This window comes from Streptomyces sp. NPDC001407, from assembly GCF_042895325.1.
Classification (GTDB): domain Bacteria; phylum Actinomycetota; class Actinomycetes; order Streptomycetales; family Streptomycetaceae; genus Streptomyces.
The window spans coordinates 364,811-390,567 of sequence record NZ_JBIAWF010000003.1; the positions used below are offsets into that span (position 1 = coordinate 364,811).

23 protein-coding genes and 4 pseudogenes are annotated in these 25,757 nt (G+C 71.1%); 16 read left to right on the forward strand and 11 right to left on the reverse strand.

Going from position 1 to position 25,757, the window contains the following annotated elements; translation table 11 throughout:
• Positions 1 to 3: 3 nt before the first annotated feature.
• The 4 genes and pseudogenes from ACFY1P_RS06945 to ACFY1P_RS06960 form a co-directional block, all read right to left on the reverse strand.
• Positions 4 to 1,551, reverse strand: a complete 1,548-nt coding sequence (locus ACFY1P_RS06945) for a hypothetical protein (RefSeq protein ID WP_390749955.1) — start codon at positions 1,549 to 1,551, stop codon at positions 4 to 6.
• Positions 1,552 to 1,588: 37 nt separating this feature from the next.
• Positions 1,589 to 3,586: a hypothetical protein gene (locus ACFY1P_RS06950; RefSeq protein ID WP_390749956.1), complete on the reverse strand. Its 1,998-nt coding sequence runs from the start codon at positions 3,584 to 3,586 to the stop codon at positions 1,589 to 1,591.
• A gap of 160 nt (positions 3,587 to 3,746) precedes the next feature.
• Positions 3,747 to 4,388 (reverse strand): class I SAM-dependent methyltransferase, encoded by a 642-nt coding sequence (locus ACFY1P_RS06955; RefSeq protein WP_390749957.1) that lies wholly within the window; start codon positions 4,386 to 4,388, stop codon positions 3,747 to 3,749.
• Positions 4,389 to 4,532: 144 nt separating this feature from the next.
• Positions 4,533 to 5,006 (reverse strand): annotated as a pseudogene (locus tag ACFY1P_RS06960) (helix-turn-helix domain-containing protein); the annotation flags it as partial.
• A 9-nt stretch (positions 5,007 to 5,015) separates the two neighbouring features.
• Here ACFY1P_RS06960 and ACFY1P_RS06965 point away from each other — a divergent pair.
• The 4 genes and pseudogenes from ACFY1P_RS06965 to ACFY1P_RS06980 all read left to right on the forward strand — a co-directional run.
• Positions 5,016 to 5,144 (forward strand): hypothetical protein, encoded by a 129-nt coding sequence (locus tag ACFY1P_RS06965; RefSeq protein WP_390749958.1) that lies wholly within the window; start codon positions 5,016 to 5,018, stop codon positions 5,142 to 5,144.
• On the forward strand, positions 5,141 to 5,287 hold the full coding sequence (locus tag ACFY1P_RS06970) for a hypothetical protein (protein ID WP_390749959.1): 147 nt from the start codon (positions 5,141 to 5,143) through the stop codon (positions 5,285 to 5,287). The genes ACFY1P_RS06965 and ACFY1P_RS06970 overlap by 4 nt, the downstream gene beginning before the upstream one ends.
• Before the next feature lie 103 nt (positions 5,288 to 5,390).
• Entirely contained in the window at positions 5,391 to 7,004 is a 1,614-nt protein-coding gene (locus ACFY1P_RS06975) for an ISL3 family transposase (protein WP_390750028.1), read from the forward strand.
• A 12-nt stretch (positions 7,005 to 7,016) separates the two neighbouring features.
• Positions 7,017 to 7,160 (forward strand): annotated as a pseudogene (locus tag ACFY1P_RS06980) (DDE endonuclease); the annotation flags it as partial.
• 170 nt (positions 7,161 to 7,330) lie between these two features.
• Here ACFY1P_RS06980 and ACFY1P_RS06985 read toward each other — a convergent pair.
• Positions 7,331 to 7,861: a DUF6790 family protein gene (locus ACFY1P_RS06985; protein ID WP_390749960.1), complete on the reverse strand. Its 531-nt coding sequence runs from the start codon at positions 7,859 to 7,861 to the stop codon at positions 7,331 to 7,333.
• Between the two features lie 57 nt (positions 7,862 to 7,918).
• Between ACFY1P_RS06985 and ACFY1P_RS06990 the strand changes: the two genes are divergently transcribed.
• The 3 genes and pseudogenes from ACFY1P_RS06990 (at position 7,919) to ACFY1P_RS07000 (ending at position 10,219) form a co-directional block, all read left to right on the forward strand.
• On the forward strand, positions 7,919 to 8,407 hold the full coding sequence (locus tag ACFY1P_RS06990) for a MarR family winged helix-turn-helix transcriptional regulator (RefSeq protein WP_390749961.1): 489 nt from the start codon (positions 7,919 to 7,921) through the stop codon (positions 8,405 to 8,407).
• 462 nt (positions 8,408 to 8,869) lie between these two features.
• Positions 8,870 to 9,298 (forward strand): annotated as a pseudogene (locus ACFY1P_RS06995) (class I SAM-dependent methyltransferase); the annotation flags it as partial.
• A 69-nt stretch (positions 9,299 to 9,367) separates the two neighbouring features.
• Positions 9,368 to 10,219, forward strand: a complete 852-nt coding sequence (locus tag ACFY1P_RS07000) for a GNAT family N-acetyltransferase (protein WP_390749962.1) — start codon at positions 9,368 to 9,370, stop codon at positions 10,217 to 10,219.
• 319 nt (positions 10,220 to 10,538) lie between these two features.
• Here ACFY1P_RS07000 and ACFY1P_RS07005 read toward each other — a convergent pair.
• Positions 10,539 to 11,129 (reverse strand): annotated as a pseudogene (locus tag ACFY1P_RS07005) (helix-turn-helix domain-containing protein); the annotation flags it as partial.
• An 862-nt stretch (positions 11,130 to 11,991) separates the two neighbouring features.
• Here ACFY1P_RS07005 and ACFY1P_RS07010 point away from each other — a divergent pair.
• Positions 11,992 to 12,480, forward strand: a complete 489-nt coding sequence (locus tag ACFY1P_RS07010) for a restriction endonuclease (protein WP_390749963.1) — start codon at positions 11,992 to 11,994, stop codon at positions 12,478 to 12,480.
• 381 nt (positions 12,481 to 12,861) lie between these two features.
• On the opposite strand, the gene ACFY1P_RS07015 is transcribed toward ACFY1P_RS07010, so the two are convergent.
• The gene (locus tag ACFY1P_RS07015; RefSeq protein WP_390749964.1) at positions 12,862 to 13,044 is read right to left on the reverse strand and encodes a hypothetical protein; all 183 of its coding nucleotides are present in this window, start codon (positions 13,042 to 13,044) and stop codon (positions 12,862 to 12,864) included.
• Between the two features lie 256 nt (positions 13,045 to 13,300).
• On the opposite strand from ACFY1P_RS07015, the gene ACFY1P_RS07020 reads away from it, so the two are divergent.
• The gene (locus ACFY1P_RS07020) at positions 13,301 to 14,353 is read left to right on the forward strand and encodes a helix-turn-helix domain-containing protein (RefSeq protein ID WP_390749965.1); all 1,053 of its coding nucleotides are present in this window, start codon (positions 13,301 to 13,303) and stop codon (positions 14,351 to 14,353) included.
• Positions 14,354 to 14,433: 80 nt separating this feature from the next.
• Here the strand turns inward: ACFY1P_RS07020 and ACFY1P_RS07025 are convergent, their stop codons facing one another.
• On the reverse strand, positions 14,434 to 16,419 hold the full coding sequence (locus ACFY1P_RS07025) for a heavy metal translocating P-type ATPase (protein ID WP_390749966.1): 1,986 nt from the start codon (positions 16,417 to 16,419) through the stop codon (positions 14,434 to 14,436).
• 94 nt (positions 16,420 to 16,513) lie between these two features.
• On the opposite strand from ACFY1P_RS07025, the gene ACFY1P_RS07030 reads away from it, so the two are divergent.
• Positions 16,514 to 16,918, forward strand: a complete 405-nt coding sequence (locus ACFY1P_RS07030; RefSeq protein WP_390749967.1) for an ArsR/SmtB family transcription factor — start codon at positions 16,514 to 16,516, stop codon at positions 16,916 to 16,918.
• A gap of 41 nt (positions 16,919 to 16,959) precedes the next feature.
• Here ACFY1P_RS07030 and ACFY1P_RS07035 read toward each other — a convergent pair whose 3' ends face one another.
• The gene (locus ACFY1P_RS07035) at positions 16,960 to 17,484 is read right to left on the reverse strand and encodes a PadR family transcriptional regulator (RefSeq protein WP_361525079.1); all 525 of its coding nucleotides are present in this window, start codon (positions 17,482 to 17,484) and stop codon (positions 16,960 to 16,962) included.
• A 48-nt stretch (positions 17,485 to 17,532) separates the two neighbouring features.
• Positions 17,533 to 19,554, reverse strand: coding sequence for an FAD-dependent oxidoreductase (locus ACFY1P_RS07040; RefSeq protein ID WP_390749968.1), 2,022 nt, complete (start codon positions 19,552 to 19,554; stop codon positions 17,533 to 17,535).
• Between the two features lie 304 nt (positions 19,555 to 19,858).
• Here ACFY1P_RS07040 and ACFY1P_RS07045 point away from each other — a divergent pair, with 304 nt between their 5' ends.
• Entirely contained in the window at positions 19,859 to 20,611 is a 753-nt protein-coding gene (locus ACFY1P_RS07045) for a lysophospholipid acyltransferase family protein (protein ID WP_390749969.1), read from the forward strand.
• Positions 20,612 to 20,723: 112 nt separating this feature from the next.
• Positions 20,724 to 20,990 carry a WhiB family transcriptional regulator gene (locus ACFY1P_RS07050; protein WP_390749970.1) on the forward strand — a complete coding sequence of 89 codons (267 nt, stop codon included), beginning with the start codon at positions 20,724 to 20,726 and terminating at the stop codon, positions 20,988 to 20,990.
• A 60-nt stretch (positions 20,991 to 21,050) separates the two neighbouring features.
• Here the strand turns inward: ACFY1P_RS07050 and ACFY1P_RS07055 are convergent, their stop codons facing one another.
• Positions 21,051 to 21,215: a CsbD family protein gene (locus tag ACFY1P_RS07055; RefSeq protein ID WP_361525070.1), complete on the reverse strand. Its 165-nt coding sequence runs from the start codon at positions 21,213 to 21,215 to the stop codon at positions 21,051 to 21,053.
• 192 nt (positions 21,216 to 21,407) lie between these two features.
• On the opposite strand from ACFY1P_RS07055, the gene ACFY1P_RS07060 reads away from it, so the two are divergent.
• The 4 genes from ACFY1P_RS07060 to ACFY1P_RS07075 all read left to right on the forward strand — a co-directional run bounded on the left by ACFY1P_RS07060 (position 21,408) and on the right by ACFY1P_RS07075 (position 25,727).
• Positions 21,408 to 21,947 (forward strand): type 1 glutamine amidotransferase domain-containing protein, encoded by a 540-nt coding sequence (locus ACFY1P_RS07060; RefSeq protein ID WP_390749971.1) that lies wholly within the window; start codon positions 21,408 to 21,410, stop codon positions 21,945 to 21,947.
• 23 nt (positions 21,948 to 21,970) lie between these two features.
• Positions 21,971 to 22,615 (forward strand): diguanylate cyclase, encoded by a 645-nt coding sequence (locus tag ACFY1P_RS07065; protein WP_390749972.1) that lies wholly within the window; start codon positions 21,971 to 21,973, stop codon positions 22,613 to 22,615.
• Between the two features lie 40 nt (positions 22,616 to 22,655).
• Complete coding sequence (locus ACFY1P_RS07070) at positions 22,656 to 23,645, forward strand: SMP-30/gluconolactonase/LRE family protein (protein WP_390749973.1); 990 nt, start codon at positions 22,656 to 22,658, stop codon at positions 23,643 to 23,645.
• A 111-nt stretch (positions 23,646 to 23,756) separates the two neighbouring features.
• On the forward strand, positions 23,757 to 25,727 hold the full coding sequence (locus ACFY1P_RS07075) for an APC family permease (RefSeq protein WP_390750029.1): 1,971 nt from the start codon (positions 23,757 to 23,759) through the stop codon (positions 25,725 to 25,727).
• Positions 25,728 to 25,757: the final 30 nt, after the last annotated feature.

Sequence of the window (25,757 nt, forward strand, 5' to 3'; positions counted from 1 at the left end):
CCCTCATGGCGTGCGGTAGAGCGGGCCCGGGGATTCCGGGCCGGGCGGCGCCTGGATGATGGGCACGGGTTTGTTGTGCGGCCAGCCGTCGGAGGCGTCGTCGAAACTGAGCTCGCCGCTGGCGGCGGGCACGGGGCTGGCGTCATGGAGGTTGGTGATCTGGTTGTAGACGTCCTGCACCCCGGGCGCTTCCTTGCCCGTCTGGCCGGTGACGATGCGCGTCGCCCAGACCGCCGTCAGCACGGCGTCGTGATGCATGATCGCGTATCCGTCGCCGAGCTCGGTGTCGGGGAACTTCAGGTCGTGGAAGCTCTGGTAGAAGGGCTTGAAGCCGCTCGGCGCCTGGATGCCCTTGATCCACTGCTCGGAGCTGCTCGCCGACGCCTCCAGGATGGTGATCGCGCTGTCCTTGAGCAGTCCCTTCACCTCCGCCGCCTGCTGGACGGCCCCGGTCGAGCCGGTCACGACCGTGACCGGCTTGTCGTGCCCGCACTGGCCGCGCGTCGACAACGCCCGTACGAGATCGGGCAGATCGCGTCCCCGGCCCGCGTAGAAGACCAGTTGTGCCTTGGTGAGACAGATGTTGTTGACGGCGTTGAAGAACAGTTTGGGTATGCCTTCCGGGTTGCGCCCTGTGGCCCCGACGAACGATACGCGCCGCTTGTCGATGTAGTCGGGGAAGACGTCGTCGTACGCCTTGCGCATGGTGCGTACGAAATTGTCGTCCCTGCTGTCGAACACGAGGTAGCCGCGTCGCTGTTCGGCGGGGAGGCGGTCGAGCCGGGCGCGGAGGGCCTTGGCGTAGTCGGGGTTGGAGGGCGAGACCTTGAACAGCCGCTCGGAGTTGAGGTTGGTGGCGGTCAGGACGGCGCCGATCGCGGGGATCCCGTCCTTGCCGAGCGCGTCGGCGGCGCTCTGGGTCTCGGGGATGCTGACGCCCATGCCGGTGACGGCGACGAGGGGGTGCGGGCCGCCGGTCAGCCCCGCCAGCCGGTCCACCGCCTGGCGCCAGTAGGTCTGGTTGCGGCCCTCGCTGGCCAGGACCAGCTGGATCTGCGGGGTGCGGCCCTGGATGCCGGTGGCGGCCGCCTCGGAGAGCGCGGGGCAGGCATTGGCCCGGCACTGCGCGGCGTAGGCGCCTTCGAGACTGCTGCGTATCTCCTCTATCGGCAGGGCGCTGGTGTCGCTGTCGGTCATCGGGCCGAGCACGGCGACCTTGACGTACGGGACGGGGGTCCTGCCCTCGGCGGGCTTCTCCCACTGGTCGCGGACGCGCTGGTTCTCCTTGGCGATCCGCTCGGTGATCTCCTTGAGCCGCGGGGCGAAGGCATAGGCCGTCTCGTCCATGACGCCGACGCACTCGCGCTGCGCGCCGGAGCCCGCCCACTCCAGGCCGGGCGTGTCGTCGGCGCAGCTGTTGTCCGCGTCGTCCGGCCGCAGCAGCCACACGGCGCCCCCGGCGACGAGGGCGAGGACGAGGACGAGCGCGGCCACCCCTCGCCAGCCCTTCCACCACGGTGGCAGTTCGTCGGGTACCGGGTTCGCGGGCATGGCTGTCTCCCTTGCCGGGTGGGTGGGCTCCGCGCGGTCAGTGGTATTTCGCGGCCTCGTGCCGGAGGCCGGCCCTGCGGGGGTCGGAGTGCAGGGCGAGATCCTGGAACATCGAACCGATCGTGAGATTGAGCTCCGGGCTCGCGCCGGGCAGCCGGTTGCGCGGGTCGGCCGCCAGCCACAGCGCGGTGACCAGGAGGGTCATGGCGCGGTGGGCCACGAAGGAGCGGGGGGCGAGGCCGGCGGCGAGCTGGTCCACGCGGTGGGTCGCCGACCGCTCGGGCACGACCGGCTCGCGCAGCGGGGCGGCGGTGATCGCGTACAGCTCGTACAGCCAGGTGTCGGTGTCGGGCACCTCGACGAGGTTGTGGGCGAGGTGGTCGACGACGTCGTCGAGGCGGCCGCGGGCCAGCGCGTGGTACATCACCTCGGGCGTCCGGCCGCGCAGCCGGTGCCAGCTCTGCATGGTCTCGTGCGTCTCGTCCCACCGGTCGGGGTCGCGCGCCAGGGCCTGGAGGAGCAGCAGGCGCAGCCAGGGGTGGAGGACGGGGGTGCCGGGGACGGGGCCGGGGTGGACGTGCTCCAGATAGCCGGAGCCGCGGCCGCCGCGCGCGGCCGCGTCCTGGGGCACCGGGTCGACGAGCCACAGCCCGGTGCCCACCACGCGCGCGAGGGAGTTGCGGGTGTGGAGGGAGAAGGAGTCGAGCAGGCCCGCGTCGCAGGCCGCGTCGAAGGCGCGGGCGGCGCTGCAGGTGACGAGCGCGGCGCGCTGATCGGGCGTCAGCGCGTGGAGCAGGTCGAGCAGGACGGCGCGGTCCAGGGGCGGTCCGCCGTCGGGCGAGCCGTCGGCGGGAGCTTCCGGCAGGGAGAGGATGCCGCGCAGCGCGGTCTCGTGGTCCCCCTGGCCCGCGCGGCGTCCCACGGTGTCGAGGAGGCGGACCACGCTCCACGGGTGGCCGCGGGTCAGCCGGTGCACCAGCGCGGGCGCCTCCGGCAGCCGCGCGGCGACCCCGGCCCCGAGCTGGGCCACCTCGCCCTGCGTCAGGTCGCGCAGCTGCACGCAGTACCAGCGCCACGACAGGTCGGGCGGCGGCGACGGGATCGCCCGGACCCAGTCGGCGTACGAGGCCTCCTCGGGTGTGCGCACGCGCACCCCGGCCGGGCCGCGCGCGAACGGTCCGGGGATCCGGCCGGTGTCGGAGGCGGTGGCGACGACCAGCAGCGGGTCGGTGGCGGTGCCTGCGTCGCGGAGCTGGAGCAGCAGGTCGACGAACTCGCGCCCGCCGTCGGCGTCGATGTTGTCCAGCAGCACCACGCAGTTGCGGTCGCGACGGCGGCGGGCGAACTCGCCCCGGAGGTCGGCCAGGAACGCCTCGCACAGCCTGCGGTCCACGGCGGCCCGGTCGTCGGGGGCCTCGCTCTTGCTCAGCTGGTTGAGGGCGACTAGTTCGGCCAGCGGCGTGTGGGGGCCCGCGTACCAGGAGAACCCAGTGCGCCGGGCCAGGGCGAGCGGGAGCTTGGGCGGTCGGCGGATGAGGCCCGCGAGCAGGCCGACGCCGGGTATCTGGACGAGGCTGAGGTCCTGGAGCAGCCCCGCGAAGTCGGTGGCGCGCTCGGCCGCGACGGTGTGCTCCTGCACCTCCTGCAACGCCCGCCGCAGCTGCTGGCCGGCCCTGCGGGCGTCGTTGGCGTCCAGCGAGAGCCCCGGGTCCACGACGACCAGGCCCAGGGTGAGCCGGGGGAAGCGCAGGGAGGGCTGGCGGGGGAAGCGGTGGGAGAGGCCGTAGGCGAGGCGGCCCGCGATCTCGTGGGGTCTTCGGCGGGCGGCCGAGCCGAAGTCGTAGTACGCGTGCGGGCGGTGCGAGCCGAGATAGCCGAGCCACTTCAGGGCCGTGGTCCTGCCGCTGCCGCGCGTCCCGACGAGCACGGTCACGGGAAGGCCGGGCCCGGCCCCGTCCGCGCGGCCGTCCTGCACCCGGCCGCGGCACTCCTGGTAGAGCGTTTCGATGCCCTGGATTCCCACCGGGCGAGTCATCGGTTCCGGCACTCTGCTCCGCCCCCCTCGAACCGGCTCTGGGCTCCCGGCTCGTCCTGGCATAGTGCCACGGTCCGTGTGGCGTGGGACACGGTTCCGCGGGCTCGCCCGTACGGAGCCGACGCTGTACGAGTACAACCCTGTTGCCCCTGCGCCGCGTTCAGCCGACCGACGGCTTGCGCGCCACGCAGAGTGCGGCCAGCGGAAGGGGCCCGCTCCCCTCCCCCGCCCGGAGGAACCCGGCCACGGTGAGCGCGACATGCCACCCCAGCGGGGTGAGACCCGCGCTACGGAGCATCGCGTCGGCCTCCCCGTGGGTCCGTATGCGTCCGCGCTTCCGCACCGCCGCGAACACGGCCCGCAGCCACCCGGTGGCGAAGTGATCGGCGATCAGGACGTGCCCTCCCGGCCGCAGCACGCGGCTGATCTCCGCCAGCCCTCGCCCCTGGTCGGCCCAGTGATGAAAGGACAGCGTGCTGAGCACGAGCGGGAACGAGGCGTCCGGGAACGGGAGTTGCTCGGCACGCCCCACCACGTACGCCCCTCCGTCGACTGCGGCGCGACGGACCATCGAGGAGGCGGGGTCGACTCCGGTCGCGGCGGCGCGGGGGAAGTGCGTACGGACTTGGCGCAGCAGCGCGCCTGTGCCGCAGCCGATGTCGAGGATCCGCGAGGGGTCCGGTTCCACGGCCGTTGCGTGACGCAGCAGGGCGCGCTGGACGGGCCGGAAGTAGCGCTCCTGGAGCAGGCTGTCGTCGTAGGTGGCGGCCCACCGCTCGAACTGCTCCACGTCCCGTCGCACGGCTCCGGTTGTACCGGTGGGGGGTGGCGGTGGGGGGTGGTTCACGGCGGTGTGCGGGGCGGGTTGGGGCGGGGGGTGCGCTTGGACGGGCAGTGTGCGCTGGGGGCGTGCGCGCGCGTCAGCGAGAAGCCCCGCCCATACGGCTCATGGTGAGGGCACGGACGGGTCTCGGTCCGAGCGCGGGACTGCCGGCGACGTCGAGCGTGTGAAGGCGCGGCGGTAGGCAGTGGGGGTGGTGTCCAGTGCGCGCCGGAAGTGCAGCCGCAGGTTGGCTGCCGTGCCCAGCCCGCAGTCCCGCGCGACCTGTTCCACCGAGCGGTCCGTGGTTTCCAGCAGTTCCCGCGCCCTGCCGAGCCGGGCGTTGAGCAGCCACTGCAACGGGGTCGTGCCCGTCTCCTCGCTGAACCGGCGCATGAAGGTGCGCTGCGAGAGGCCCGCGTGCCGGGCAAGCACGCGCAGCGTGAGCGGCTCGCCGAGCCGCTGCAGGGCCCATCCGCGCGTACCGGACAGCGACGCCTGACCGGCCACCGCGACAGGGACGGAGCGTCCCAGTTCCGCGGGCTTACTGACCTTTTCAGATCGGTGTCGGGTCGTGGCGGCGGGCAATCCCTGCGGTATGCCACGTCCATGCGGTACGCGCAGGGCGGAGGCCTGACCGCTGAGCGGCAGGCTGTCCGTGAACGGGTCCGGCTGGAGGCCGGGGAGCGGTTCGCTCGTGGCGAGAAGACGGCAGTGATCGCCAAGATCCGCGGGTGAGCGTGCGTTCGGTGGAGCGGTGGCGCCGTGTGTGGCGTGAGGGCGGCAGTGTCGCGCTGAAGTCGGCGGGGCCGGCGAAACTGCCGGAGTTGTCCGATGCGCGGTTCACCCAGCTGGAAGAAGAGCCGGCCAACCGTCTTTGAGGACGAGGGCGGGTTCTCGATGGGCTCAGTCAAGATTTCCGTGAAGGGGTGACGTTGCGTCACCTTGGTGGCATGGTCGGTTGTGTGTGACGACTTGCTCGGCATGGTGTTCCCGCATCTGGAGAAGGTGCTGGTGGAACGGGTGTGGGCTGAGGACGGCGTGGTGCGGGTCAAGGCCCGCACTCGGGAAAATGCATTGCCGTGTCCCGACTGCGGCGTTTCCTCGTGCCGGGTCCACAGCCGCTATAAGCGGCACCTGGGCGACATGGCGGTCGGCGGACGCCCAGTGGTCATCGACCTGTCGGTGCGGCGGTTCTTCTGCGACGCGGCGGGGTGCGCGCGACGCACCTTCGTTGAACAGGTCGAGGGGCTGACCATCCGCTACGGGCGCCGCACTGCTGGGCTGCTGGAAGTAGTGCAGGCGATCGCCCTGGCGCTGGCCGGCAGAGCCGGCGCACGGCTCGCCGGAATCCTCCACATCCTCGTCAGCCGGGTCACGTTGCTGAACGTGCTGATGGCGCTGCCCGACCCGTGCCTTCGCTCGCCTCGGGTGCTGGGAGTGGACGACTTCGCCACCCGGCGCGGCCGGAAGTACGGAACCGTGCTGGTCGACGTCGAATCGCATGCCGTCCTGGATCTGCTGCCCGGCCGGGAGAAGGAACCCGTCGCCGCCTGGCTGGCCCGGCATCCCGGCATCGAGGTGATCTGCCGGGACCGGGCCGGCGCCTATGCCGAGGCCGCCCGCGCCGGAGCACCGGGCGCGCGGCAGATCGCCGATCGATGGCATTTGTGGGACAACTTGACCACAGCTGTCGAACGCACTGTGATCGCCCACCGCCCCAGTCTGCAGGCCCCCGAGCCCAACGATGCCGACACACGCCGACGCACAGCCACGGCGCCGCCCTCGACGCTCAATCCGGATACCGGCATGGAGAAATGGCTGGTCACCCGGACACGGGAGCGACACAAAGCGGTCCACCGGCTACTCGCCCGGGGCTGGACGATCAGCGCGATCGGACGGGAGCTGGGGCTGGCCCGGCACACCGCAGAACGCTATGCACACTGCAAGAACCTCGACGGACTCATCGACCGGTCTCTTCGCACCACGCGCCTGGACGACTACAAGCCCTACCTCATCCGGCGCTGGAACGAAGGATGCACCGACGCCGCCCAGCTCTTCCGGGAGATCTGCGCCCAGGGATACCCCGGCCGCACCCCGCAAGCGGTCCGCCGCTACCTTCGCCCGCTGAGGACCGGACTCGGGACGATCCGGTCGCCGGCACCCGCCCTCAAACCTCAGCAGGTCACCAACTGGATCACGTGGAATCCCCAGCACCTGCGTGCCGACGAGGAACACCAGCTCAGCGAAGTACTTCTCCGATGCCCTGAGTTGACGGCAGCCCGCAGTCACGTGCATGCCTTCGCGCGGATGGTCTGCGACCTCCGCGGAGACAACCTCACCGCGTGGACAGCCGCTGTCCGCGCCGATGACCTGCCCGCCTTCCACTCCTTCGCCGACGGACTGCAACGCGACCACGACGCCGTCACCGCGGGACTGACACTGCCCTGGAGTTCCGGACCCGTCGAAGGACACGTCAACCGGATCAAAATGCTGAAGCGACAGATGTACGGACGCGCCGGACTCCCTCTACTCCGAAAGCGCGTCCTCCTGGCACAACCACCCTCACGCTCAGTCACCCCTTCACGGAAATCTTGACTGAGCCTCTCGATGACGCCGCCACGCGCCCGCACCTGGGGCCGATGCGGGCACACCCCTGTCGTGAGGGTCTGCGGACGGTCCCGACGCCGGATCTCCGTCGCGGCGATGTGCCGCTACAAGCCTGGCGAGAAGTCCCGGCTGATCTATCGTCCATGCTTCCACCTGCCCTGGAATCGACGGTTGCCTCACCGAGACCGGACTCACCTTCGCCTCACACCAACCGACATGAGCCCAGAAAGGTCAGGAACGAACGATGCCGGGAGCGGGTGCGTGGCTGTCGTCACCCTCGGTGAAAGCAGGCTGCCGGGCGGGGGCCGCCGTGGTCAGACCGCCGGGCGGGCGGCGTGGCCGCGCCCGGAGCCGGCGCGGCGGACGTCCCGGGCGGCCAGGACGATCATGACGGCGGGAATGAGGACGTCGTTGGCCAGGATGCCGCCCGTGTTTCCGGCGGCGTGGTCACCATTGGCGAACCACTGGTAGACGTGGCCGATCGCGGCTCCCCACAGGAACGCGGCGGCCGCCAGCCCGCTCGTGAGGCGCTCGCGGGGCGACGCGGACGCGCCACGGAAGCCCAGCACGGCGAGGCCGAGGTTGGCGAAGGCGATCTCGAACTGGAACGGCGAGTGGGCGAAGCCGATGGCGTCGGCCATGGCCTTCGGGACCGCCAGGAACGAGAGCGTGATCCACAGGCTTCCGACGCCGAGGGCGCCGACGGCCCACCAGCGCTGCCAGATCTCCGCTGCTGCCGGCCGGTCCGGGCCGCGGCGACGACAGCTCAGCAGCGCGCCGAGGCCGGGCACCAGCATGAAGAGCAGCGGAAACGTGGTCTGAACGGCGTAAGGGAGGGTGTCCATGGACTTGAGTGTTGCATGGTTAATATTAACGACGCAAGAGTCGGGTAGGCTGGACGCATGGACGAAGGACTGGCAGAGCTCCTGTACCGCGTGGTCATGCTGATGGGCGAGGCGGCCCGGCGCCGTTCCGGTCCGGATCAGCGCCTCTCCCACAGCCAACTGCGGCTGCTGGGCACCCTCGAGGAGATCCAGCCCGCCACCCAGCACCAGCTCGCCGAGGCCCTGGCCCTGTCCGACCCCGCCATCAGCCGCGCCCTGCGCCCACTGGAGGCGGAGGGGTACGTGACGATCAGCGTCGACCCCGCCCACCGGCGCCGACGCCTGGTCGCCCTCACCCCCACGGGCCAGGCCACCTTCCTGGCCGAGGGCAAGCCCCTGGAGGAAGAACTCCGCACCGTCCTCCTCAAGGCCGGCTTCCCCTTCGACCGCTACCTCGCGGACACCCACCGGCTCGCCGCGCTGCTGACACCCGCGGAGCCACGGCGCGGAGCCACGGCCCGGCAGCCGAACGGCACACCGGAACCGGATGGAGCGGGGCCGGTGTGAGGTAGCCGCGCGAGTGTCTCCGTGCAGCCAGTGCCGGGCCACGCGCGTGGGGAAGGTTCTGGAAACCGCCGTGACCACCAGGGCCAAGCGCCTGGCCATAAGCGGCGGATTCTCCGCTCCCTCTTGGGGAGAGATGCTGCCTGCAGGTCACCGCCCGCACGGGTCAGTCCGACGCCATCAATGTCCACGGCACCAACCGGAACGGCGCCTGGGTCAGCACGGACTGGCCCAACACGCCCAGCCCCAGGCCCGCGCGGCCCGCCCGTGCCACCGCGCCTACATGAGGCCGGGACGATGGCCGAATCTTTGTGGCTTCTGCCAGTACGCCCGCCTGCCGGAGTACGGAGAGACTGCCCGCCAGAAGCTGCGGCGTGTCCTCCGGAACGGGGGCCGATGCCAAGGGACATGACGAAGCGCCAAGGAGGACAGCACGGTGAGCGGGCAGCAATATGACGAGAGTCCTTCGACGTCGCCACGGGGGTCCAGCTGCTCAACTACGCCGAGGACATCGCTGCCATGGAGCGGATGTGCCGCAACGTGCACCGGAGCCTGAAGCCCGGCGGCGAGTTCTTCGTGCTCGCCCAGACGCCCGACTATCGTTTCGACGGTCCGTCCTTGGCCAAGTACGGCTTTCTCTGCGAACCGACCGGCGAGGAGATCGAGACCGGACCTCGGGTGCGGGTCACGGCGCTGCTCGATCCACCGATCTCGTTCGTCGGCGCCTGCCCGCGCCGCGAGGTCTACGAAAAGTGTCTGCGGGCAGCCGGATTCCACGAGGTGACCTGGGTCCCACTGGAGGTGTCCGACGCCGGGGTGCACGAGTTCGGTGCGACTTTCTGGGAGGACCTCCTCGCCAATCCCCCGCTGGAGATGTTGCGCTGCCGCGCCTGACGAAGACGACAAGCCGCCCGGCCAGGACCGCACGACGTAGACCGAGGCCGAGGAATCCGGTGGCGGGTCATGGCCCGCGGCTGCTTGGATGCCACCGTGCTCACCGACCAGCTCGCCCAGCTCGAGGCGTACTACGACGCAGTCCCCCGCACCGGTGCGCGGGCCGAGGACTTCGGACCGCTGACCCTGTTCGTGCAGGAGGGCCGGGGAAGCTGGCCGTATTACGCCCGCCCGACCCTCGGCCGACCCGGCAGCGTCGGCCCGGGGGACGTGTCCCGCGTCCGCGCGCGACAGCGTGAACTGAGGGTGCCGGAGAGTTTCGAGTGGGTCGCCGAGACCACTCCGTCCCTCCGTACCGCCGCCGAAGCGACGGGGCTGGTCGTGCACGAACATCCGCTGATGGTGCTCGGCCCGGATGTCCCCTCCCCCGTCACGGCCGAGGGCGTGACGGTCCGCACCGTAGGCCCGGACGACCCGGTGCTCGCCGACGCCCTCGCCGTGGCCCACCTCGCGTTCACCGAGCCGGGCACCGCCATCGGTACGACGGGGTCAGCACAACTGGCCGAGCAGGCACGCGCCCTGACCGAGGACGGCTCGGTGGCACGCCTCGCGGCTCGCCTCAGGAGTGGCACGTCCATACTCGTCGCCGCTCTGCGTGACGGTACGGTGCTGTGCTCCGGACAGCACCAGCCCGTAGGCCCGGTCAGCGAGATCGTCGGCGTCGGCACCCTGCCGACCGCACGACGGCGCGGCCTCGCCCTCGCGGTCACCACAGCCCTGGTGGCGGACGCCCGGCACCGCCGGGGCGCACAGACCGTCTTCCTCTCGGCAGGTGACGACGACGTGGCTCGCGTCTACACCCGGGCGGGCTTCCGCCGCGTCGCCACCGCACTCATCGCCGGACCGGCCGACCGCACCTGACACAGTGCCGGGGGCCAGGGGGCCGGAACGGCACCGATGCCGCGTCTCGTTGAAGCCGGTGCGCGTCTTCAGATCCGGTTCGCGGGCTCGTCCAGCCACAACTGATGTGTGCCGCCGGGCGTGATGCTCATCCCGTATACCGGGTGATCCCGGGGCACCCCCGCTCCTCCCACCGCGAGCGGGCCGCCAGGACCGCGTTCCACAGCGACCTCGGCCCCTGCTGAAGGACGCTGTCGGCCTCGTCCCAGCCGTCGCAGCACACGGACGCGAACGACTCTTTGCCGTCCCACAGCAGGATGCGGCAGTCCCTCTCCCCCGCGTCGCCGGACTCCAGGGCTGCGTTCATGGCGCGCTCAAGCGCGCTCAGCGCAAGGTCGATCTTTCCCAGACGGATGGCAAGATGTCCGGCCAATTGCAGCGCCTTGCCCAACGCGGCCTGTCCTGCGGCTCGTTCGTCCACGTCCCCTACAGCGGAAGCGAAGCGGGCGTCAGTGATGATGCCGGGCAGCACGTCCATGAGCCGCCCGAAATCGGCCTCGTGGTGCAGAGTCCAGCTGTCGGAGATCTCGCGTCGCAGAAGGAGCGCGGTCAGCCGCCCCGGGCCGTTCGGCTCAGGGGGCGGGGCGAACAGCGGAGGCATGATCGCGCGGCGCAGGGCAACCAACCGAGGCGGATCGGCTTCGCCGGTGGACGGCACTCCGGGCGGGTCGCCGAGGAGGGCCGTCAGTTCGACGCCCAGCCCCCGGGACAGTGCGTGCAGGGTCGGCAGGCGCGCACTGTGCTTCCGCTTCTGTTCGAGCTTGCGGACCACGTCCACGGACACGCCGGACCGCTCGGCCAGCGCCTCTTGGGTGAGGTCGGCCAGCCTGCGGAGCCTGCCCAACCGGTCACCCAGGTGCTCCGTCACCATGGCCCCACGCTACCGCTCCGTACGCACGGCGAAAGCCCCCCGACGATCACCCAGCGCAAGCCGCAGCGTTCGGGCGCCCCGGACATCATCGGCGGCACCGACTGCGGCCGTCCAGCGTTGGATCGGCGACTTCTCGTCCGCCCACAGCGCCAACGCCCCTCCGGCGGCTCGAGATACAAGCCCACCACGTCATCGTCCACGGGAGGCTACCGATGGGTGCAAATCACTCACCGCCAAGCCGAATTCAGCCAACCTGCGAGTCTCTCCTGCCACGCATGTGCTGACCGGCCACATTGAGCCTCCCCCGTCGGGCAGTGAGACCAAGTGCCGACCGACATCGTCAGTGGCGCCTGCTATTTCTCTTCGCACGGGTCGTGTCGGGCGACTCGTATCGAGCGAAGGAGAGGCTCATGGCGGAGCGGATTCCGGACGGGTATCACAGGGTCCGTGAGCACATCAGGCGCAACCCCAGTCCACGGCGCCGCAAGCAGATCAGCGGATGGGGCCTTCTCGCTGTCGTCGCAGTGGTCTTGTGGCTATGGGCCAAGGGAAACGAGGGCTCTACGAGTGGAGAGCCTCCTTCCGCTCCCACGCCGTCGGTGAGTGCTTCCGCATCGGTGGCCGGGCGGTGAAAGAGCGCACTTTCCCACGACCCCGGATGCCGCGGGACAACGCCGAGTGGATCGCAGCAGCGGTACTTGCAGCCGTGGCTGCACTGTCCGTACTACAGGTGGCAGGGGCGATCGGTCGGCTGCTTGCACGAGGGTGGCCCCTGTGGGCGTCTCTCGCCATGCTCGCGGCAGGATTCGGTGTCGTCAGGTGGCGGCAGAGGCTCCTCGACAGCCGGGCGAAGGCGAACCGGGTGCGTCGGCTGAGCTATGACCTGGCGGATCTGGACGCGATGTCGGATCAGGAGTTCGAACTGGCGGCCCGCGACCTTCTGCTCCGGGACGGTGTGCATGCCCGGCACGTGGGGCGGCAAGGGGATCAAGCGGCGGACGTCATAGGTGAGGATCGGCGGCGCGGCCGCACAGTCGTGCAGTGCAAACACACACGGGTGGGCGGCAAGGTGGGCTCGTCGGTGATGTATCAGGTGAAGGGCACAGCAGGGCCCGTGCACGGCGCGGACCACGCGGTCGTCGTCACCAACGGCGCCTTCACCCGGGACGCCCGCATCTGGGGGGATCGTCACCATGTGCACTGGGTGGACCGGGACCGTCTACGGCTGTGGGCTGCGGAAGGCCGCACGTTGTACGAGGTGATAAACCTCCCCTCCGCCCGGCCCCGAAGCCGGGCCGGGGCGGCTCAGCCAGGTCAGAGCGGGACGGAAGCTGCTCGAGGCCAAGCATGATGGACCGGCCTCTTCACAGCGCGGCGTGAACGCCGGAATGCAGTACGGCCGGGAGCCACGGCCTGTAAAAGCGGCGGCAGCTCAAGCGAGAGGCCGCCGCTTCCGCTGGATACAGACCTGCCTAGCTCCCTACGAGTTGCACTCGGGGATTAGCAGACGGCACGTCGTCCGGAAAGCCATGCCTGTCCAAGGATCCGCCGAGCCAATCCGCAAGAAAATTCACGATCCCGCCGGAGAACTCCCACCAGTCATGGTTCCTGCCACTGACTGACCAAGCGAGAAAGCCCCCGCCCGTGCGTCTCATGGAGAGCACGAACGGGGCACGGGCGCGGCCGCCTACGGATGCTTCTCGCTCTTCTCCTGTACGCAGTCGAGACAGACTCATCCCTTACGGACCACGAGCTGTGTCCGCTCCTTCAGATGCTTGCCGCACCACTCGGAGGGCCCGGACCGATCGGGCAGATCGCGCTTGATCAGCGTCCCGATCATGAACCGGTTGTTCGGCGGCTCGTCCGGGACGGACGCATACGCGTAGGCGGGGCTGAGCGGGCGGGGCATCAGCACGACGACCTCCCGGGCTTCGTCTCCACGGTGTACGGGCCGACCTGGAAGACCCGGCGGGGCCGGGTCCGCTCGGGAGCGTCCAGCAGTTCGCTCTCCTCAACAGGCGGGAGACCGGCCGCACTCCGGTCGTGTCGTACCTCAGTGTTCTTTGCGGGTTGCCCCTGCTTATGCTCTCTCATGGCTGCCTGCTCATCCCTTTCAGGTGGTCCGCGCCCCCGGGCCGGTGGGACGGTCGCCGGGGTACTTGCGTCAGTCCATGATTGAGGTTGCGATGCTCACGCGGGAGGTGACCAGGGTTGACTACTCTGGAGCCCCGCCGGTCAACCCGCAGAGGTTCACGATGAGTGATTTTGCTGATCTCGCACGTAGGGCGATCCGGGACAGCGGCTACTCGATGAAGGCAGCCGCGCGTGCCATGAATTACGACCCGGCTTACCTGTCACGGGTGTTCAGCGGGAAACAGAAGCCGTCGGCGAACTTGGCCGCATCGCTGGACGCTCTTGTCGGAGCGGACGGTGCACTAGCGGCGACAGTGCTCAATGAAGACGAGGAGTCGAGGGTCGCTCGCAGCGCCGCCAACCCCTCCCGCTTGGACGCGGGAACCGTCGATGCACTTGCTGGAGTGCTGGCCGCTTACCGCCGCTTGGACGACACCGTGAAGCCCGAGTCGGTAATCCCCGCAACCGTGACTCAGACCAAGGAAGTTACCCGAATGCTCCGGGGCGCCCGAGGGGCCTACAGGGACCAACTTGCGGAAGTCGCATCGGAGTGGGTCCAGTTCTCGGGGTGGCTGTTCGCCCAAGTCCGCAAGGATGCCGCGGCGGTGGGGCTCCTCAACGACGCTCTGGAGTTGGCCGACGAAATCGGCAATGGAACGCTTGCCGCACAAGCGCTCAACTTCAAGGGTTACATTGCCCGCCAACAGAACAGGCACCAAGGAATTGCCCGTTGGTTCTCCGCTGCCGCCAACACTCCAGGGGCGCACCCTGCCCAGCGGATCGGAGACTTCCTGCAAGCGGCAGCCGGAATGGCAGCCATGGGTGAACTCGACTCGGCTCTTCGTATGGTTGAAGAGGCAGAGGGCCTTACGGACAAGGCAGCCGCTCTCCCTCCACCGGAAACCGCCTATTGGCTGACGCCCGCGTTCAATCGCCTGAATATGGGCCTCTGCACTCTCGAACTCGGGCGCTACCGCGAGGCAGCCGACCATTTGAGGTCCGGGCTCGCCGGCCTGCCCGAAGAGCTTCGGGACGCCCCATGGTCGTGGGAGCACAAAGACGCACTGCGTAGGGCTGTGGCGGCTGCCTAGAACGCGCGGAGGCCGCGCAGTCCCAGACCGCTGAGCACCGTCACAAGGTGGGGCATCGCCGCCCGCCCCCACCCCTGCCGTCAACCGCGCCCCCGACGATCACCCCACCACGCCGATTCCCGAAGCATCCGCAGCCCGTTGAGCCCCACGATGACCGTCGATCCCTCATGGCCCAGCACACCGAGCGGCAGCGGCAAGTGGCCGGCCAGGTCCCAGATCACCAGGCCCGAGATGAAGACCGAGGCGATCACGAGGTTCTGCACCACCAGGCCGCGGGCCCGGCGGGAGAGGGTCACCAGCTGGGGGACGGCGGCGAGTTCGTCGCGGACGATGACGGCGTCGGCGGTCTCCAGGGCGAGGTCGGAGCCGGCCCGGCCCATGGCGATGCCGGTGTGGGCGGCGGCCAGCGCGGGCGCGTCGTTGACGCCGTCGCCGATCATCAGCACCTTCCGCCCGGCGGCCCCCCGCTCCCGGACGGCGCCGGCCTTGTCCTCGGGCAGCAGACCGGCGCGTACGTCGGCGATGCCGACCTCGGCCGCGAGGCGGGCGGCGGCGCGTGGGTTGTCGCCGGTGAGCAGCATCGGCGCCGTACCGGCCAGGTCCGTCAGCGCGGCGACCGTTGTGGCGGCGCCGGGCCGGAGGCGGTCGGCGATGCCGAGGACTCCGGCCGGGAGGCCGTCGCGCCGCACGAGCACGGCCGTGCGGCCGGCGCTCTCCAACTCCTCTGCCACTGCCGCCGCTTCGGCGGATACGGGATCCCCGGCGCCGTGGAGCAGCCGGGCCGGGGCGCCGACGGCGACCGCGTGCCCGTCGACGGTGGCGCTCACGCCGATGCCGGGGGCGGAGGCGAAGCCGTCGGAGAGGGGGATGTCCAGCTCCCGCTCGCGGGCGGCGCGTACGACGGCCCGGGCCAGCGGGTGCTCGCTCGGGTGCTCGGCCGCCGCGGCCGTGGCCAGCAGTTCGTCCGCGTCCAGGCCGCTGCCGGTGAGCGGGCGGACGTCGGTGACCCGGGGAGTGCCCTCGGTCAGCGTGCCGGTCTTGTCCAGGGCGACCGCGTCCACCCGGCCCAGGCGCTCCATGACCACGGCGGACTTCACGAGCACGCCGTGCCGGCCGGCGTTGGCGATCGCGGACAGCAGCGGCGGCATGGTGGCCAGCACGACCGCGCACGGCGAGGCGACGATCATGAAGGTCATCGCCCGCAGCAGCGAACCGGTCAGGCCGGAGCCGAAGGCGAGCGGTACGGCGAAGACGGCGAGCGTGGCCAGGACGATGCCGATGGAGTACCGCTGCTCGACCTTCTCGATGAACAGCTGCGTCGGCGCCTTGGTCTCCGACGCCTCCTCGACCATGGCCACGATCCGCGCGACCACGAAGTCGCAGGCGTCCCGTTCGACCTTCACGCGCAGCGCGCCCGTGCCGTTGACGGTCCCGGCGAAGACCTCGTCCCCCGCCTCCTTGACGACGGGCAGCGGCTCGCCGGTGATGGTGGCCTGGTCGACCTCGCCGGCGCCGTCCAGCACCCGGCCGTCGGCGCCGATCCGCTCGCCCGGCCGGACGAGGACGGTGTCGCCGGCCACGAGGTCCGCGGAGGGGACGGTCCGCTCCTCGCCGTCGTCCAGCAGGAGGGTGGCGGTGTCCGGGGCGAGGTCGAGCAGGCCGCGCACCGAGTCGGCGGTGCGGGCGGTCGCCAGTGCCTCCAGCGCCCCGGAGGTGGCGAAGATGACGATCAGCAGCGCCCCGTCCATCACCTGCCCGATCGCCACCGCCCCGAGCGCGGCGACGATCATCAACAGGTCGACGTCGAGGGTGCGTTCCCGCAGCGCCTGGAGCCCGGCCCAGGCCGGCTCCCAGCCCCCGGCCGCGTACGCGACCGCGTAGAGCGGGCCCCAGGCCCATGCCGGGGCGCCGGTCAGGTGCAGCGGCAGCGCGGTCAGGAAGGCGAGCGTGGCCGCTGCCGCCCAGCGGGCCTCCGTCAGCGCGAAGACCCGGGTGCGGCGCCGCGGCACGGGTGTCGCGGTCGCGGGGACCGTGCGTTCGGGGCGGCGGAGCAGGGTGGAAGGCATGGGGGGACAACCCTTCGCGGACGGGGAGGGGCGACACCACCACGGTACAGGAACGAATGAACAGGTCTTCATTCATCGTCGGTAGGATGGCCATATGGGTCATGGAGCCGACAAGAGCGAAAACCACGGCGAGTACGCGGCCACCACGCGCGAGCGCCTGGACGCCGTCGGGACCGCGGACGTCGCCGCGACGCTCCAGGCCCTGGCCACCCCCTCACGGCTGCGGATCCTCGCCCGCCTCCAGGAGGGCCCCTGCGCGGCCGGCGACCTCGCCCAGGAGGTGGACATGGAGCAGTCCGCCTGCTCCCACCAGCTCCGCCTGCTGCGCAACCTCGGCCTGGTGACCGCCGAACGCCGGGGCCGCTCGGTCATCTACGCCCTCTACGACCACCACGTCGCCGAACTCCTCGACCAGGCGCTCTACCACGTGGAGCACTTGCGGCTCGGCCTGCGGGACGCCCCTCCCGCGGAGCGGGTGGCCGGCGGCCGGGCATTGTGAAGAGCCTGCGGGCCGTCAGGGAGCCATGAAGGCGCCCCACTTCACACCTTCGCCAGCGCGTCCCTCAGCCACCCGACCCAGAAGGTCTCCAGATCGATCCCGCCACGCAGCACCAGGTGGCGCAGCCGGTCGCGCTCGTTTTGCGGTTCGGCCGGGAAGTCCCGGCGCTCGATCGCCTCGTACTCCGCCAACTGCGCCTCGTGCAGGGCGAGATGGCGGCGCAGCTCCTCGGTGAGGCCCTCGGCGCCCACCACCCCCGCCGCCCGCATCCGCAGCAGGAGCGGGTCCCGTACGGGCTTGGGATCCTCGGCGGTGGCGACCCAGGCGGCGAGTTCCTCGCGGCCCGCGGGCAGGACCTCGTACTCCTTCCTCTGCCCGCGGGCCGGCTGGGTGGTGGGCAGCGCGCGGATGAGGCCGCGGTCCTCCAGCCTGCCGAGTTCGCGGTAGATCTGCTGGTGCGTGGCCGACCAGAAGTAGCCGATCGACCTGTCGAAGCGGCGGGTCAGCTCCAGCCCCGACGACGGCTTCTCCAGCAGTGCGGTGAGGATGGCGTGCGGCAGCGACATGGCGGCATCCTATCCGCGCAGATCGGACACGCAGTTCAGACGCACAGTTCAGACGGTCGCCGCGAGCTCCGTGCCCTGGCGGATGGCCTGCTTGGCGTCGAGTTCGGCGGCGACGTCGGCGCCACCGATGAGGTGGACGGTGTGCCCGGCGGCGCGCAGTTCCTCGTACAGGCCGCGGCGCGGTTCCTGTCCGGCGCAGAGCACGACGGTGTCCACGGCGAGGGTCGTGGCGGTGCCGTCGACCGTGAAGTGGAGTCCAGCGTCGTCGACGCGGTCGTACGTCACTCCGGCGGTCATGGTGACTCCGCGGTGCCGGAGTTCGGTGCGGTGGATCCACCCGGTGGTCTTGCCCAGTCCGGCGCCGACCTTGCTCGTCTTGCGCTGGAGGAGGTGGACGGTGCGCGGCGGCGCGGGCCGTTCGGGGGTGCGCAGTCCGCCCGGTGCGCGGTAGTCGGTGTCGACGCCCCACGTACGGAAGTAGGTCTCCGGGTCCCGGCTCGCCCCGTCGCCCGCGTCGGTGAGGAATTCCGCGACGTCGAAGCCGATGCCGCCCGCGCCGATGACCGCGACGCGCTCGCCGACCTCGGCGCCGTCGCGCAGGACGTCGAGATAGGTGAGGACGCTCGGGTGGTCGATGCCGTCGATGGCGGGGGTGCGCGGGGTGACGCCGGTGGCGACGACGATCTCGTCGTACGCGCCGGGGGCGAAGGTGTCCGCGGTCACCGGGGTGTTGAGCCTGACCTCGACGCCCAGGCGTTCGAGCCGCACACGGAAGTAGCGCAGGGTCTCGTCGAACTCCTCCTTTCCGGGGACCTTGTTGGCGATGTTCAGCTGCCCGCCGATCCGGTCGGCGGCGTCGTACAGCGTCACCGTGTGGCCGCGCTCGGCGGCGGACACCGCGAAGGCCAGACCCGCGGGCCCGGCGCCGACGACGGCGAGGCGCTTGCGCAGCCGGGTGGGCGCGAGGACGAGCTCCGTCTCGTGGCAGGCACGGGGGTTGACCAGGCAGGAGGTGATCTTCCCGCTGAAGGTGTGGTCGAGGCACGCCTGGTTGCAGCCTATGCAGGTGTTGATCGTCTCGGCGCTCCCCTGCCGCGCCTTCGCGACGAAGTCGGGGTCGGCGAGGAAGGGCCGCGCCATGGACACCATGTCCGCGTGGCCGTCGGCGAGCAACTGCTCGGCCTTCTCCGGGGTGTTGATGCGGTTGGTGGTGACGAGCGGGATCGACACCGAGCCCATCAGCTTCTTGGTGACCCAGGCGTAGGCGCCGCGCGGCACCGAGGTCGCGATGGTCGGGATGCGCGCCTCGTGCCAGCCGATGCCGGTGTTGATGATGCTCGCGCCCGCCGCCTCGATGTCCTTGGCGAGGGCGACCACCTCTTCCAGCGAGGACCCGCCGGGCACGAGGTCCAGCATGGAGAGCCGGTAGATCAGGATGAAGTCCGGGCCGACGTGCTCGCGGACCCGGCGGACGATCTCCAGGGGGAAGCGGACGCGGTTCTCGTACGGTCCGCCCCAGCGGTCGGTGCGGTGGTTGGTGGCGGGGGCGACGAACTCGTTGATCAGATAGCCCTCGGAGCCCATGATCTCGACGCCGTCGTAGCCCGCCTGCCGTGCGAGCCCGGCGGCCCGTACGAAGTCCTCGACGGTCCGCTCGATCTCGGCGTCGGTCAGGGCGTGCGGGACGAATCCGGAGATGGGCGCCTGGAGGGCGCTGGGCGCCACGAGGGAGGGGTGGTGGGCGTAGCGGCCGAAGTGCAGGATCTGCATCGCGATCCTGCCGCCCTCGCGGTGGACGGCGTCGGTGACGACCCGGTGCCGGGCTGCCTCCTCCTCGGTGGTGAGCGAGGCGCCGCCCGCCCAGGGGCGCCCCGCCTCGTTGGGCGCGATGCCGCCGGTGACGATCAGCCCCACGCCGCCGCGCGCCCGGGCGGCGTAGAAGGCGGCCATCCGCTCGAAGCCGTTCTCCGCTTCTTCGAGGCCCACGTGCATGGACCCCATCAGCACCCGGTTGGGCAGCGTGGTGAAGCCGAGGTCGAGCGGGCTGAGGAGGTGCGGATACGGATTCACGGCGGGGCCCTTCGCTGCGTGCCAGGTCCTGGGGGGACAAGCCTGTTTTCCGGGAGCGTATGACCCGCCGGCTCATTGTGCAACCAGTTGCATAATGGCCGGGCCCTTGGCGTACGAATTCACGCCCCCGCGCCGCCTCCCGTACGCCGCGTCCGCACACGTCAAAGCGGGGTCCGCGGCGCCGCGGACCGTGGTGGCACGCAGTGCCGTCGCGAATGGCTCAATAGTCCCTCTCCCCATGATCCGGGCGGCCGACTAGCGTGCCTCGGCGCGGGGGCCAAGTCGGCCGAAGGGATCAACGATCTTGTTCTACTTCGCTTTCAAAACCGTGGTGTTGGTGCCTTTGCTGCGGTGGCTGTTCCGGCCGCGCGTGGAGGGGATGGAGCACCTGCCGCAGTCCGGTGCGGCGATCATCGCGGGCAACCACCTGTCGTTCTCCGACCACTTCATGATGCCGGTGATGGTCCGGCGCCGGATCTCCTTCCTGGCGAAGCAGGAATACTTCACGGGGCCCGGCCTCAAGGGCCGGATCGTCGCGGCCTTCTTCCGGGGCATCGGGGCGATACCCGTGGACCGGTCGGGCAAGGAGGCCGCGCAGGCCGCGGTCGACACGGCACTGGGTGTCCTGGAGCGGGGCGAGCTGCTCGGCATCTACCCCGAGGGGACGCGCTCGCACGACGGGCGGCTCTACAAGGGCCGGGTCGGCGTGGCGGCCATGGCGCTCCGGTCGGGCGCGCCCGTGATCCCCTGCGCGATGATCGGCACGTTCGAGGCACAGCCGACGGGACGCCGCCTGCCGCGCCTCGTGCCGATCACGATCCGCTTCGGGGAGCCACTGGACTTCTCGCGCTACGACGGGATGCAGGACCACCGCGCGGTGCTGCGCGCCGTGACGGACGAGATCATGTACGCGATCCTCAAGCTCTCGGAGCAGGAGTACGTGGACACGTACGCCACCGAGGCGAGGGCGGCCCTCGGCGCGAACCGGCCGCCCGCCGACACGGGTGCCCGGACGTGGAACGCGCGCCCCGTGGCGGAGCGGCCCGCGGCGGCGTGAGGGGAGCGGCGGCCGGGCGGAGGCGTGTTTCCGATTGCCTCACGGGGTCACCCGCGAAGAAACAGGCCGTAAGAACCGGCCGTATCCATCGGGCAATCGAATTGAGCGTCACGTGAATTGGCGACAGCACGCCGCGTGCAGAGACGAAGACCCCGAGCTGTTCTTCCCCATCGGAACGCGCGACCCCGCCCGCACACAGGCCGAAGCGGCGAAATCCGTGTGCAGACGGTGCCCGGTCGTCGAGCAGTGCCTCACCTGGGCCCTGCGCTCGGGTCAGGAATACGGGATCTGGGGCTGTACGACGGAGTCGGAACGCCGGGCCCTGCACCGCGCCCGGCCGGCCGCGGGCCCGGCGCGTCCGGGCCGGGGCGTCCGCTGAGGACCGGGTGAGGACCGGGGCCCGGGGCAGCGCCCCGGAAAAGGCCCCGGTCACCCGCCTCTAGCGGCCGAGGTCCTTCTTCGCCTTGGCGACGGCTTCCTGTGCCTTGCCGGCCACCTTCTCCGCCCGGCCCTCGGCCTCCATCCGCTTGTCGTTCGCGGCCCGCCCCGCCGTTTCCTTCAGCTGGCCCTTGGCCTGCTTGGCCTTCGCCTTGCCCTTGCCCATGACCGGGTCTCCTCGTCTGTGAAGAAGGGTTCTGTGAAGCAGGGATCCCGGATCCACCCTGGGGTCGGCCCGTGGGGTCCGCAACCGCACCCGGAACAGCGGGCCGTACGGGCGGATTCACGGCGCCCCGGGTTTCCCCGTCCCGCGACGGGTCACCCGTAGCGGGACCCCGAAACGGAAAGGACCACCCGAATGCGCGTCGCGTTCCTCACGGCACCGGAAGGTGTCGAGCAGATCGAATTGACCGACCCGTGGCAGGCGGTGCTCGACGCCGGCGGCACGCCCCGGCTGATCTCCACGAAGACCGGCCGGATCCAGGCGTTCCACCACCTCGACAAGGCCGACACCTTCGCCGTCGACGGCGTCCTGGACGAGGCCGGGCCCGGGGAGTACGACGGGCTGGTGCTGCCCGGCGGCGTCGCCAACCCCGACGCCCTGCGGATGGACGGGCGTGCCGTGGCCTTCGTGAAGGCGTTCTTCGACGCGGGCAAGCCCGTCGCCGCCATCTGCCACGCCCCGTGGATCCTCGTCGAGGCCGACGTGCTGCACGGCCGGACGCTGACGTCCTGGCCCAGCCTGCGCACCGACATCCGCAACGCGGGCGGCACCTGGACCGACCAGGAGGTGGTGCGCTGCGCGCAGGGCCCCAACACCCTGATCACCAGCCGGAAGCCGGACGACCTCAAGGCGTTCTGCCCGGCCTTCGTCGAGGAGTTCGGCGGGCCTGCGTGACGCCCCGAGCGGAGAGGACCTCCATGCGCAAGCTCATGCCCAGGACCGGCCCGGCACGGCGGTGGCTGCGGTGGCGGGACCGGCCCGTCCTGCGCATCCCGCCCGGCGCGGACGACGTGGAGAACGCCAGCCGCCGGTTCCTGATGTACGGGGTGCTGCCGCTGTGGTTCGTCCCGAGCGTCGCGGACTGGATCATGCACCGGCGCACCCGGATCGAGGAGACCAGCGGCGTGCGGGAGTCGGCGGTGCACGCGCTGATGATGACCGAGGCGGGCGTGCCGGTCGTCACGGCGCTCGTGGCGAAGGTCAACCCCCTGGTCCTGTCCCTGATGGGCGGCGCGGCCGTGGCGCACGGCGCGACCGCCTTGTGGGACGTCACCCTGGCCTCCCAGGAGCGGGAGCTGCGCCCGGTCGAGCAGCACATCCACAGCTTCCTGGAGGTGCTGCCGCTCTCGGCGGCCGCGTTCACCGCGTGCCTGCACTGGGACCAGGTCCGGGCCGGGCTGCGCCGCGGCGAGGGCACGCCGGACGACTGGCGGCTCGTGCCCAAGGAACAGCCGCTGCCCGCGGGCTATCTCGCGGCGATCGCGGCGGCTGTGGGAGCCTTTGTCGTCCTGCCGTACGCGGAGGAGATGCTCCGCTGCATGCGTGCCGAGCGAAGGGTGTGACGCGTCGATGGCACTGAGGCCGACGGCAGGGAAGCCGCCCATGGAACCAGTGGTCTGGCGGCCGCCGCCGCGCCCCCGCGCGGCGGCGGGCCGTCGCACCACCATGCCGGCCCCGCGGCTGCTGCCGATCGGCGGGGAGGGACCGGAGCACCTCGCGCTCGACGCGTCCGGGAAGCTGCTCACCGGGGTGGCGGACGGCCGGATCCTCCGGGTGGACCCTGACGGCGGGCACGTGGAGCAGGTGGCCCGGACGGGCGGGCGGCCGCTGGGGCTGCACGCGCTGCCGGACGGGCGGGTCCTGGTCTGCGACGCCTACCGCGGTCTGCTGCGGATCGACCCGGCGAGCGGGGCGGTGGAGACCGTGCTGAGCGAGGCGGCGGGTGAGCCGTTGCGCGTGTGCAGCAACGTGACCGTGACCCGCGACGGCACGGTCTATGTGAGCGACGCCAGCCGCAGGTTCCCCCTCCATCTGTGGAAGGGCGACCTCCTGGAGCACTCCGGCACGGGCCGTGTCGTGCGGTGGGTGCCCGGGAGCGAGCCCGAAGTCGTCGTGGACGGGCTGCAGTTCGCCAACGGCGTCTGCCTGGCGCCCGACGAGTCTTTCCTGGTGGTCGCGGAGACCGGGTCCTACCGGCTGCGGAGGCTGTGGCTCACGGGGCCGCGGGCCGGTGCGGACGACGTGTTCGCCGACAACCTGCCCGGCTTCCCCGACAATCTGACGACCGGTGGGAGCGGCCTGATCTGGGTGGCGCTGGCCTCGGCCCGGGATGTCATGGTCGATCTGCTGCACCGCCATCACCCGGCCCTGCGCAAGGCCGTCTGGTCCCTGCCGTCCGCGCTGCTGCCGGACGCGCGCCGCACGGCGTGGGTGCGGGGCCTCGACGCCGAGGGCCGTACGGTGCACGACCTGCGGCGCGACGGCCGCGCCTACCACATGGTCACCTGCGCCCTGGAGGACGGCGGCCGGCTCCACCTCGGCAGCCTGGTGGAGCACGCCGTCGCCACGGTGCCCCTGCCCCGCGCGGCGTGATCCTCGCCTGACACACCCTCACACACACCGCAAACCGCCACATACAAGACATACGCTCACCGCGTGATCAATGTGACGGCGCTCCTCAAACGGCTGGCCATCGGCCGCGCGATGCGCAGCGAAGAGCTCCAGGAGACCCTCCTCCCCAAGCGGCTCGCGCTGCCGATCTTCGCGTCGGACCCGCTGTCGTCGGTGGCCTACGCCACGCAGGAGATCCTCCTGGTGCTCACCCTCGGCGGCCTGGCCTATCTGCACTTCACGCCGTGGATCGCGGGGGCGGTCGTGGGCCTGATGGCCGTGGTGGTGCTCTCCTACCGGCAGGTGGTGCACGCCTACCCCAGCGGCGGCGGGTCCTACGAGGTCGTCTCGACGAACCTGGGCGCCTCGGCGGGGCTGGTGGTCGCCGCGTCCCTGCTGGTCGACTACGTGATGACGGTGGCGGTCTCGGTCGCCTCGGGCGTGGACAACATCATCTCGGCGGTGCCCGCGCTCGCCGACCACCGGGTGCTGATGGCGGTCTGCTTCGTCGCGCTGCTGACCGGGGTGAACCTGAGGGGGATGCGCGAGTCCGGGCGGGCCTTCGCCGCCCCGACCTATCTCTTCATCACCGGCGTGCTGATCATGGTGGCGACCGGGCTGCTGCGCTATCTGCTGGGGCACGCGCCGGTCTCCGAGAGCGCCTCGTTCGGCGTCGCGGCGAAGCCCGCGGACGCCGGCCTCGCGGGCTTCGCCCTGATCATGCTGTGCCTGCGGGCCTTCTCCAGCGGCTGCACGGCGCTGACGGGCGTGGAGGCGATCTCCAACGGCGTACCGGCGTTCCGCAAGCCCAAGTCGAAGAACGCCGCGAGCACCATGAGCATCATGGGCACCATCGCGGTGGTGATGTTCGTCGGCGTCACCGCGCTCGCGCTGATCACCAAGGTGCACATCACCGCCGACTCCTGCCGGCTCACCGGGCTGCCGGGTGACTGCGGTTCGTACACCCAGCGGACCGTCATCGCCCAGCTCGCGGCAGCCGTCTTCGGCGGCGAGCACAGCGTCGGGTTCTACTTCGTCCAGGCGGCGACGGCCCTGGTGCTGATCCTGGCGGCGAACACCGCCTTCAACGGCTTCCCGCTGCTGGCCTCCATCCTGGCCCAGCACCGCTATCTGCCGCGGCAGTTGCACAGCCGCGGCGACCGGCTGGCCTTCTCCAACGGCATCCTCGCCCTGGCCGTCACCGCGGGCCTGCTGCTGTGGTTCTACAAGGCGGACGTCACCAGCCTCATCCACCTCTACATCCTGGGCGTCTTCACGTCCTTCACGCTGTCGCAGACCGGGATGGTCCGGCACTGGAACCGTGAACTGCGCGACCCGGCCACCGAGGCGGAGACGCGGCGGCACGGCCGGGTGGCCCGGGTCATCAACGCGCTCGGCGCCGTGGTCACCGGCCTGGTGCTGGTGATCGTGCTGGTCACCAAGTTCACCCAGGGCGCATGGCTCGCGGTCGTCGCCGCGACCTTGCTGTGGCTGATGATGCGGGGCATCCGCCGCCACTACGACACCGTCGCCGCCGAGCTCGCCGTCAGCGACCCGCGTGCCGAACTCGTCCGGCCCTCAAGGGTGTTGGGCATCGTGCTGATCTCCACCCTGCACAAGCCGACCCTGCGCGCCCTGGCCTACGCCCGCGCCTTCCGGCCGGACGAGCTGGAGGCGCTCACGGTCGCCGTGGACCGCGAGGAGACCGCCCGCTTGCAGGAGCAGTGGGCGGCCCTCGACCTCGACATCCCTCTGAAGGTGATCGACTCCCCGTACCGCGAGATCACCCGGCCGGTCGTGGAGTACATCCGCTCCGTGCGCCGGTCGAGCCCGCGCGACGTGGTGGGGGTCTTCATCCCCGAATACGTGGTGGGTCACTGGTGGGAGCACCTGCTCCACAACCAGTCCGCGCTGTGGCTCAAGAGCCGGCTGCTCTTCACACCCGGCGTCATGGTCACCAGTGTCCCCTGGCAGCTCACGTCCTCGGCCAGGGCGGACCACCCCGCGGCCCGGGCGCCGGGCGCGGTCCGCCGCGGCGAACCCCAGCCGCACACCCGCCCGTGACGTCCGCCGGGCGGAGCTCCTGGCGGGGCG